The sequence below is a fragment of the Mycobacterium sp. genome (genome assembly GCF_050701675.1).
Classification (GTDB): Bacteria; Actinomycetota; Actinomycetes; order Mycobacteriales; family Mycobacteriaceae; genus Mycobacterium.
In genome coordinates, this window is record NZ_JBOGDD010001107.1 from 1 (window position 1) to 2,433 (window position 2,433).

2 protein-coding genes are annotated in these 2,433 nt (G+C 68.4%); one reads left to right on the forward strand and one right to left on the reverse strand.

Going from position 1 to position 2,433, the window contains the following annotated elements:
- Nucleotides 1-381: 381 nt before the first annotated feature.
- A protein-coding gene (locus ACRDUX_RS34270; protein ID WP_526420876.1) for an IS3 family transposase occupies nt 382-1,559 on the reverse strand; the annotation gives its coding sequence in 2 pieces (ribosomal slippage) (nt 382-1,272 and nt 1,275-1,559; 1,176 coding nt in all).
- Between the two features lie 97 nt (nt 1,560-1,656).
- On the opposite strand from ACRDUX_RS34270, the gene ACRDUX_RS34275 reads away from it, so the two are divergent.
- Nucleotides 1,657-2,433: Zn-binding domain-containing protein (locus tag ACRDUX_RS34275; protein WP_526420878.1), on the forward strand; the 777-nt coding region annotated here is incomplete at its 3' end.

The window sequence follows — 2,433 nt, forward strand, 5'->3', positions numbered from 1 at the left end:
ATCATCGACTGTCTCAGGCCCGTGGTCGAACGACCGGGCTGACACGTGGTTCAAGCGGCCCCGCCGATGCGGGGGCGGTGCGTGTTTGTCTCACCCCAGGATCGACGGCCCCCGCGACACCAGCAACCCCTTCGGGGTCTTGGGCCGAACCGATGACCGACGGCCTTCGGCCGACCGCTGCGCTGGTCATCGATCCAGCCCGCCCTGCACTGCGCCCGCCTGGCGGCGGGACTGCGTTGCGGGTGCTGGGTCGCGGATGGCCGCCGTCTTCTGGGTTCGTCAACCGCACCACCCCCACAAGGAGGGACAGATGAACAACGTCAACCTGATCGGCCGCCTGACCAAGGCGGGGTCTGCTGCACGTTTGGGTGACAGGTTGGGTCACGCAGCCTGAGCGGCTGGCGTGGTCATGATGGTCTCGAATTCGATCGGGGTCAATCGCCCGAGTCGTCGTTGGCGTCGGCGGCGGTGGTAGGTGCGTTCGATCCAGGTCACGATCGCGATGCGCAGCTGGTCGCGGGTGGCCCAGGAGCGGCGGTCCAGGACGTTCTTCTGCAGCAGCGCGAAGAAGCTCTCCATGGCCGCGTTGTCGCCGGCGGCGCCGACTCGGCCCATCGATCCGACGAGGTCGTGGCGCTTGAGGGCGTGGGCGAGCTTTCGGGAGCGGAACTGGCTGCCGCGGTCGCTGTGGACGATGCAGCCGGCCACGTCACCGCGCCGGGCGACCGCCGATTCCAGCGCGGCGACCGCCAGGCGGGTCTTCATCCGCGAGTCGATGCTGTAGCCGACGATCCGGCCCGAGTAGACGTCCTTGACCGCGCACAGGTAGAGCTTTCCCTCGGCCGTGCGGTGCTCGGTGATGTCGGTCAGCCACAACCGGTTGGGCGCATCCGCGGCGAAGACGCGCGCGACGAGGTCGTCGTGAACCGGCGGCCCTGGCCTCTTGCCGTTGCGCGCGCGCTTCTTGCCAAACGCGCTCCACCAGCCGTTGGTCGAGCAGATCCGCCAGGCCGTGCGATCAGCCATCGCCTCGCCGACCTGACGGGCCTCGTCGACGAGGAACCGGTAGCCGAACTCCGGGTCGTCGCGGTGGGCGTCAAACAAGGCGTCAGCCCGATAGGCCGCTCGGATCTCGGCCTCGCCGACGGGCTGGGCCAGCCAGCGGTAGTAGGGCTGGCGAGCGATCTTCAGCACCCGGCACGTCACCGCCACCGGCACCCGGATCCGGGTGCCGGTGGCGGCCAACTCGCGGACGAGCGGGTACATCATTTTCCCGGCAGATTGGCCTGCGAGAGGTACGCCGCCGCGCGGCGCAGCACCTCGTTCTCCTGCTCCAACAGCCGGTTACGGCGCTTGAGCTCACGCAGCTCGGCGGTCTCGGCCGCGGTCACCCCGGGCTTCACGCCGGCCTCGACATCGGCCCGGCGCAGCCAGTTGGCCAACGTCGTCGCGTGGATCCCGAAGTCCTCGGCGACCTGCTCGATCGTCGTCTTGGAATCACGGCTACGAGCCACCCGAACAACGTCTTCACGGAACTCTCTCGGAAACGGCTTAGGCACAGCGACATCCTTTCAGCCGGCCTCTCGACCAGACAGATCAGGTGTCACCTATCCGTGCAGCAGACCCGAGTACCCCGCCCCTCAGTTCCGCGTGTGCGTGGGCTGCGGCAAGCTCGACAGCCAGACCGGCCAGAACTCCAAAGCTGAACACCGGCCGTGGTGCGCGTACCGCAATGCCTCGACGGAAAACGTCCGCAAGCTCGCACTGGCCCGGACGCTTCGCACGGAGGGCGTCGTCGTCCAGCTGCCCCCGGACCTCCCGGTCGGTGATCCCTTCGCAGTGCCGAGCCTCGTCGCCGCCCTCCAGGCGGGACTACGCGAGCACCTCGGAGGGGCGCCTGACCACCTCGCCTTCGAGCGCTTGCCGGGCGACGGGACGGCGAGTCACGAGGCCATCCTCATTCACGACATTGTCCCCGGCGGCACTGGCTATCTCGCTGAGTTGGCGGATCCCGCCCGCTTCTACGCGTTGCTGTTCCGGTCGTGGACGCTCGTCCGCGATTGCCGGTGCAAGAACGAGGGGCGGTCGTCGTGTCATCGCTGCCTGTCGCCTTTTATTCACGGGGCCACGCAGAAGCACGTCTCTCGGATGGCGGCCGAGCGTCACCTTCAGACGCTCCTGCTCGGCGGAGCGTCGGAAGGCACGCCGTCGCCTGCGCTGGCCTGGTCCGTCAGCCAGACTGCGTCGACCTACAACCCAGAGTCAGGCATCGAGCAACGCTTCCGTGAGATCCTGCGCGCACGCCTGGTGGAGAGCATCGGCGCGGTTCAGGACCTGGACGGCCCCAACGGGGTGCGGTGGACGCTCAATGCGGCAGGGGGGCGGACATGGGTCATGGAGCCCCAACTCCCGCTGGACGGCGTCATGCCGGAC